This window comes from Streptomyces sp. WELS2 (assembly GCF_013870595.1).
GTDB lineage: Bacteria > Actinomycetota > Actinomycetes > Streptomycetales > Streptomycetaceae > Streptomyces.
Window position 1 is genome coordinate 1 of sequence record NZ_JACBWZ010000302.1, and the last position, 6,907, is coordinate 6,907.

The following is a 6,907-nucleotide window of genomic DNA, read 5'->3' on the forward strand; positions in this document are numbered from 1 at the left end:
TCCGATGCGGGCGGGGCCGCCTGACCGGCGCGGAAGTCCAGCCGCCCGTCCGCGACGTCCACCGTGACCCGGCCGCCCTCGGAGACCGTGCCGTTCAGCAGCAGCCGGGACAGCTGGTTGTCCACTTCGCGCTGGATGGTGCGGCGCAGCGGCCGGGCGCCGTACTCGGGCTGGTAGCCGCGCTCGGCCAGCCAGTCCACGGCCGCGCGCGTGAACTCCACCGACACGCCCTGCCCCTCCATCAGCCGCCGGGTGCTCTCCAGCAGCAGATCGGTGATCCGCCGCAGCTGGTCGCCGGTGAGCTGCCGGAAGACCACGATCTCGTCGATCCGGTTGAGGAACTCCGGCCGGAAGTGCTCCCGCAGCGGCCGCAGGATGCGCTCGCGCCGCGCCTCCTCGTCGGCCTCGGTGCCACCCGGTCCGAACCCGATCCCGGTCCCGCGCCGGGTGATCGCCTCGGAGCCCAGGTTGCTGGTCATCACGATGACCGTGTTGCTGAAGTCCACCGTGCGGCCCTGCGAGTCGGTGAGCCGGCCGTCGTCCAGCACCTGGAGCAGGATGTTGAAGACGTCCGGGTGCGCCTTCTCCACCTCGTCCAGCAGGAGCAGCGAGTACGGGTGCCGGCGCACCACCTCGGTGAGCTGCCCGGCCTCCTCGTGGCCGACGTACCCGGGCGGGGCGCCCACCAGCCGGGAGACGGTGTGCCGTTCCTGGTACTCGCTCATGTCCAGCCGGACCATCCGGTCCTCGCTGCCGAACAGGGCCTCCGCCAGCGCCCGGGCCAGCTCGGTCTTGCCGACGCCGGTCGGGCCGAGGAAGAGGAAGCTGCCGATCGGCCGGCCGGGGCCGGCGAGCCCGGCGCGGGAGCGCAGCACCGCCTCCGAGACCACGGCGACCGCCTCCTCCTGGCCGACCACCCGCTGATGCAGGTGTTCCTCCAGGCCGAGCAGCCGCTCCTTCTCCTCCTCGGTCAGCCGGCTCACCGGGATGCCGGTCTGCCGGGACACCACCTCGGCGATGGCCTCCGCCGTCACCTCCAGCTGCCCCTCGTCGGCCTTCCCGTCCTCGCTGGCCGCCTCGATCCGCTGCTTCAGCCCGGTGATCCGGTCGCGCAACTGCTTGGCCTGCTCGTAGTCCTCGTCGGCGACCGCCTGGTCCTTGTCCCGGGCCAGCTGTTCCACCTCGCGCTCCATGGCGCGCACGTCCGTGCCCTTCGTGCCGGCGCCGAGCCGGACCCGGGCGCCGGCCTGGTCGATCAGGTCGATCGCCTTGTCCGGCAGCCGCCGGTCGGTGAGGTACCGGTCCGACAGCTCCACGGCGGCCATCAGCGCCTCGTCGGTGTAGCGGACCTGGTGGTGGGCCTCGTACCGGTCGCGCAGCCCGCGCAGGATGCCGATCGTGTCCTCCACCGTCGGCTCCGGCACCAGGACCGGCTGGAAGCGGCGGGCCAGCGCCGCGTCCTTCTCGATCCGGCGGAACTCCTCCAGCGTGGTCGCGCCCACGATGTGCAGCTCTCCCCGGGCGAGGGCGGGCTTGAGGATGTTCCCGGCGTCCATCCCGCCGCTGTCGCCGCCGGCCCCGGCGCCGACGACGGTGTGCAGCTCGTCGATGAAGACGATCAGCCGGCCGGAGTGGTCGCGGATCTCCTCCACGATGTTGTTCAGGCGCTCCTCGAAGTCGCCCCGGTACCGGGTGCCGGCCACCACCCCGGTCAGGTCCAGGGCGACCACCCGGCGCCCGGCCAGCACGTCCGGCACGTCCCCGTCGGCGATGCGCTCGGCCAGCCCCTCGACGATCGCCGTCTTGCCGACGCCCGCGTCACCGATCAGCACCGGGTTGTTCTTGCCGCGCCGGGACAGCACCTCGATGGTCTGCTCGATCTCGGTGTCCCGGCCGATCACCGGGTCGATCCGGCCCTGCCGGGCCAGCTCGGTCAGATCACGGCCGTACTTGTCCAGGGTGGGCGTGCCGGTGGGCCGCTGCCGCTCGGGGCGGGGCTGTGTGCCCTCGGGGGCCTCCGGCGGCATGGAGCGCGGCTGGAACCGGGCCGCGTGCAGGATGTGCCCGGCCGCCGAGTCCGGGTTCGAGGCGAGCGCGCTGAGCACGTGCTCCGGGCCGATGTACCCGGCGCCGCTGGCCCGCGCCATGTCGTGCGCGTCCAGCAGGGCCCGCTTGACGGCCGGGGTCAGGGACAGCGAGGTCGGCGGCGGGACCTCGCCCGGCGGGTGCTGTACCGGACCCGCCCGGTCGTCGATCTCCGAGGCGAGCGAGTCCGGGTCCGCGCCCGCCCGGCTCAGCAGGCTCCGGGTGGGCTCCGACGAGACGGCCGCGCGCAGCAGGTGCTGGGTGTCCAGGTCCCGGCTGCCGTGCTCGGCGGCGTACTGGGCGGCTCCTCTGACCAGCTCCCGGGCCGGCTGGCTGAGCAGGCGGCCGATGTCGATGTGACGTGGCGCCCCGCCGACGGATCCGCCGAAGAAGCGGGCCAGGAAGTCACCGAACGGGTCAGGAGGGTAGCCGTTGGTCATGGCGTTGCGTTTCCTTCGCTGACGACTGGCTCCGCCGGGTAACCGGCTGGGAGCCGCTCATGCCCACGATGACACGATCCTTTTCGTCGGGCATGTCCGCCTACGGGGAGGGAGGTTCCCGGGTCCGGGCGGCGGCTGCGGGTGCGTCGCGGCCGCAGCCGCCCGAGCGCTTACCGTGCCGTCAGGATGCGGGGGCCCTGTTCCGTGATGGCCACCGTGTGCTCGACGTGGGCCGCGCGGGAGCCGTCGTCGGTGCGCAGGGTCCAGCCGTCGGGGGCCTCGTGGTAGCCGTCCTTGCCGCTCGCGATCAGCATGGGCTCGATGGCGAGGACCATCCCGGCCCGGAGCGGGAGGCCGCGGCCGGGGCGGCCCTCGTTCGGGACCTCGGGGTCCTCGTGCATACGGCGGCCCACGCCATGGCCGCCGAAGCCCTGCGGGATGCCGTAGCCGGCCGTGCGGCAGACCCGGCCGACCGCGTGCGCGATGTCCCCGATGCGGTTGCCCACGACGGCCGCCGCGATGCCCGCGGCCAGCGCCCGCTCGGCGGTCTCGACCAGCCGCACGTCCGCCGGGCGGGGGCGGCCCACCACGAAGCTGATCGCCGAGTCGCTCGCCCAGCCGTCCAGCACGGCGCCGCAGTCGACGGAGAGCAGGTCGCCGTCGCGGAGCCGGTAGTCCGTCGGGATGCCGTGCACGATCGCGTCGTTCACCGAGGCGCAGATCACCGCGGGGAAGGGGGTCGGGGCGAAGGAGGGGCGGTAGCCGAGGAACGGCGAGGTCGCGCCCGCCTCGCGCAGCACCTCCCGGGCCACCTCGTCCAGCTCCAGCAGCGTGACACCGGCGCGCGCGGCCTGCCGTGCGGCCGTCAGGGCGCGGGCGACCACCTGGCCGGCCGCGTGCATCGCGTCGATCGACGTTTCGGTCTTCAGTTCCACCATGCCAATTACTATACCGGTATTTTAATTGGGTGACGCCCGGCGGGCCGGGAAACGGGTGACCGGGGGCAGAATGGGGGGCATGGTGCGTACCCCTCTCACTCCCGAAGAGCGCGACCGCGGTGAGCGGCTCGGGCGGCTGCTGCGCGAGGCGCGCGGCGACCGGAGCATGGCGGACGTCGCCGCCGCGGCGGGCGTCTCCGCCGAGACGCTCCGCAAGATCGAGACGGGGCGGGCGCCCACACCGGCGTTCTTCACCGTGGCCGCGCTCGCGCAGGCCCTCGGCCTGTCCATGGACGAGCTGGTGGCGCGGTGCGCCCTGGTGCCCGTCTGAGCCGTCCGCCCGCCACCCGGTGACCGGCTCCGCCACCGGAGTGTGAAACGTGATCGACTCCGCGCTTTGACGGCGATGGTCTTGGCAAGGACCGTCCGGAGGCTTACGTTCGTCCCTCTACCGCCTGCTCTACGGGCGTAGAGGCTCTGGCGTCGTGTCGAGGGAGCAGCTCATGACCAACGTCGTCCGCGCCGCTCTGGTCCAGGCCACCTGGACCGGCGACACCGGGTCCATGGTGGCGAAACACGAGGAGCACGCCCGCGAGGCGGCCCGCCGGGGCGCGCGGATCATCGGCTTCCAGGAGGTCTTCAACGCCCCCTACTTCTGCCAGGTCCAGGAGCCGGAACACTACCGCTGGGCCGAGCCCGTGCCCGACGGCCCGACCGTGCGCCGCATGCGGGACCTCGCCCGCGAGACCGGCATGGTGCTCGTCGTCCCGGTCTTCGAGGTCGAGCAGTCCGGCTTCTACTACAACAGCGCCGCCGTGATCGACGCCGACGGCAGCTACCTCGGCAAGTACCGCAAGCACCACATCCCGCAGGTCCGGGGCTTCTGGGAGAAGTACTACTTCAAACCCGGCAACCTGGGCTGGCCCGTCTTCGACACCGCCGTGGGCAAGGTCGGCGTCTACATCTGCTACGACCGCCACTTCCCGGAGGGCTGGCGCCAACTCGGGCTGAACGGTGCCCAGTTGGTATACAACCCGTCCGCCACCCACCGGGGCCTGTCCGCCCACCTCTGGCAGCTCGAACAGCCCGCCGCGGCCGTCGCCAACGAGTACTTCGTCGCCGCCATCAACCGGGTCGGGCAGGAGGAGTACGGCGACAACGACTTCTACGGCACGTCCTACTTCGTCGACCCGCGCGGACAGTTCGTCGGCGAGGCCGCGAGCGACAGCAGCGAGGAACTCCTCGTGCGCGACCTGGACTTCGGCCTCATCGAGGACGTGCGGCGGCAGTGGGCCTTCTACCGCGACCGCCGCCCCGACGCCTACGAAGGGCTGGTGCGGCCGTGAACGACCTCTACTCCCGCCACCGCGCCGTCATGCCCGACTGGCTCGCCCTCTACTACGACGACCCGATCGAGATCACCCACGGCGAGGGCCGCCACGTCTGGGACTCCGCCGGCCACAGATACCTGGACTTCTTCGGCGGCATCCTCACCACGATGACCGCGCACGCCCTGCCCGAGGTGACCAAGGCGGTCACCGGGCAGGCCGGCCGGATCGTCCACTCCTCCACCCTCTACCTCAACCGGCCGATGGTCGAACTCGCCGAGCGCATCGCCCGGTTGAGCGGCATCCCGAACGCCCGGGTGTTCTTCACCGCCTCCGGCACCGAGGCCAACGACACCGCCCTGCTGCTCGCCACCGCCCACCGGCGCAGCAACACCGTGCTGGCCATGCGCAACAGCTACCACGGCCGCTCCTTCACCGCGGTCGGCATCACCGGCAACCGCGGCTGGTCCCCGACCTCCCTCTCCCCGGTCCAGACCCTGTACGTCCACGGCGGCGTGCGCACCCGGGGCCCCTTCGCCCACCTCGACGACCGCGCGTTCATCGACGCCTGTGTGGCCGACCTGAAGGACGTCCTCGGCCACACCCGGCCCCCGGCCGCGCTGATCGCCGAACCCGTCCAGGGCGTCGGCGGGTTCACCTCGCCGCCCGACGGACTGTTCGCGGCCTTCCGCGAAGTCCTCGCCGCCCAGGGCATCCTGTGGATCGCCGACGAGGTGCAGACCGGCTGGGGCCGCACCGGCGACCACTTCTGGGGCTGGCAGGCACACGCCCGCAGCGGCCCGCCGGACATCCTCACCTTCGCCAAGGGCATCGGCAACGGCATGTCCATCGGCGGGGTCGTCGCCCGCGCCGAGATCATGAACTGCCTGGACGCGAACAGCATCTCCACCTTCGGCGGCACCCAGATCACCATGGCCGCGGGCCTCGCCAACCTCACCTACCTCCTCGAACACGACCTCCAGGGCAACGCCCGGCGGGTCGGCGGACTGCTCATCGAACGGCTCCGGGCGGCCGCCGCCGGACTGCCCGCGGTGCGCGAGGTGCGCGGACGCGGGCTGATGATCGGCGTCGAACTGGTCAAGCCGGGCACGGACCAGGCCGACCCGCAGGCCGCCGCCACCGTGCTGGAGGCGGCCCGCCAGGGCGGACTGCTCATCGGCAAGGGCGGCGGACACGACAGCAGCGCCCTGCGGATCGCCCCTCCGCTGTCCCTCACCGTCGCCGAGGCCGAGGAGGGCGCGGCGATCCTCGAGGACGCGCTCGGGAGCCTTCACTGACGACGCGCCGCGGAGCCCGTCCCGCACGAGAGAACGGGGGTACGGCCATGACCACCGCCCCGGAGTCCCGGCACGGCTGGGAACCCGCCCTGTCCGTCCGCCGGGTGCTCGGCCTGGAGCGGGTGCTCGCCGGAGAACCCGAGGTGGTGGCCGGCGCCGACCGGCTGGACCGGCCGGTGCGCTGGGTGCACGTCGCCGAGGCCGCCGACGTCGGAGTGATGCTCAGCGGCGGCGAGATGGTGCTCACCACCGGTGTCCTGCTCGCCGGCGACGAGGCCGGACAGGCCGAGTACATCCGGTCGCTGCACCGGGCGGAGGCCGCCGCCGTCGTGCTCGGCCTCGGCCGGGCCTTCCCGGCGCCGCCCGAGGCCATGCGCCGGGCCGCCGAACGCTGCGGACTGCCGATGGTCGTCCTGCACCGGCCCTTTCCCTTCGCCGAGCTGACCGAAGAGGTCCAGTCCCGGCTGGTCAGGCGCAAGTTCGCCGCCGTCAGCCTCTCGGAGACCGTCCGCACCGAGCTCACCGCCCTCATCACCGCGGGCGTCCCGCTCCAGCGGCTCCTGGACGAGATCGCCGTGCACAGCGGCTGCCCGGTCGTCGTCACCAACCTCGCCCACCGCGTCCTCGGCACGGCGGGGGAGCGCTCCGCGGTGGACGACGTGCTGCGCGACTGGGAGCGGATCGCCCGGCAGGCATGGGGGCACCGCACAGGCCGTTCAGGCACTGGGGGAGGCACCGCCGGCGACGGCTGGATCCGGGCCGAGCTGTGCGGACGCGGCGAGCGCTGGGGCCGGCTGCTGCTGTGCGGCTACCGGGGC

Annotated in this window: 6 protein-coding genes; 4 read left to right on the forward strand and 2 right to left on the reverse strand. The window is 73.0% G+C overall.

Annotated elements, in window-relative coordinates; all coding sequences use genetic code 11:
* Both H5J33_RS18450 and map read right to left on the reverse strand, forming a co-directional pair.
* Positions 1-2,525 (reverse strand): ATP-dependent Clp protease ATP-binding subunit (locus tag H5J33_RS18450; protein ID WP_181796036.1); only part of this gene is annotated, 2,525 nt, incomplete at its 3' end.
* 170 nt (positions 2,526-2,695) lie between these two features.
* On the reverse strand, positions 2,696-3,463 hold the full coding sequence (gene map / locus H5J33_RS18455) for a type I methionyl aminopeptidase (protein ID WP_181796037.1): 768 nt from the start codon (positions 3,461-3,463) through the stop codon (positions 2,696-2,698).
* Between the two features lie 79 nt (positions 3,464-3,542).
* Here map and H5J33_RS18460 point away from each other — a divergent pair, with 79 nt between their 5' ends.
* The 4 genes from H5J33_RS18460 to H5J33_RS18475 form a co-directional block, all read left to right on the forward strand.
* Positions 3,543-3,794, forward strand: a complete 252-nt coding sequence (locus tag H5J33_RS18460; protein ID WP_181796038.1) for a helix-turn-helix domain-containing protein — start codon at positions 3,543-3,545, stop codon at positions 3,792-3,794.
* A gap of 172 nt (positions 3,795-3,966) precedes the next feature.
* On the forward strand, positions 3,967-4,809 hold the full coding sequence (locus tag H5J33_RS18465) for a nitrilase-related carbon-nitrogen hydrolase (RefSeq protein WP_181796039.1): 843 nt from the start codon (positions 3,967-3,969) through the stop codon (positions 4,807-4,809).
* Positions 4,810-4,838: 29 nt separating this feature from the next.
* A complete protein-coding gene (locus H5J33_RS18470; protein WP_181796041.1) occupies positions 4,839-6,089 on the forward strand; it encodes an aspartate aminotransferase family protein in 1,251 nt (416 codons plus the stop codon).
* Positions 6,090-6,136: 47 nt separating this feature from the next.
* Positions 6,137-6,907 (forward strand): PucR family transcriptional regulator ligand-binding domain-containing protein (locus H5J33_RS18475; protein ID WP_181796040.1); only part of this gene is annotated, 771 nt, incomplete at its 3' end.

What these genes read in the sequence shown, in the direction of transcription:
- H5J33_RS18465 (WP_181796039.1), top strand. Translation starts at nt 3,967, where the DNA reads ATGACCAACGTCGTCCGCGCCGCTCTGGTCCAGGCCACCTGGACCGGC.
- H5J33_RS18470 (WP_181796041.1), top strand. Translation starts at nt 4,839, where the DNA reads ATGCCCGACTGGCTCGCCCTCTACTACGACGACCCGATCGAGATCACC.
- H5J33_RS18460 (WP_181796038.1), top strand. Translation starts at nt 3,543, where the DNA reads ATGGTGCGTACCCCTCTCACTCCCGAAGAGCGCGACCGCGGTGAGCGG.
- map (WP_181796037.1), bottom strand. Translation starts at nt 3,463, where the DNA reads ATGGTGGAACTGAAGACCGAAACGTCGATCGACGCGATGCACGCGGCC.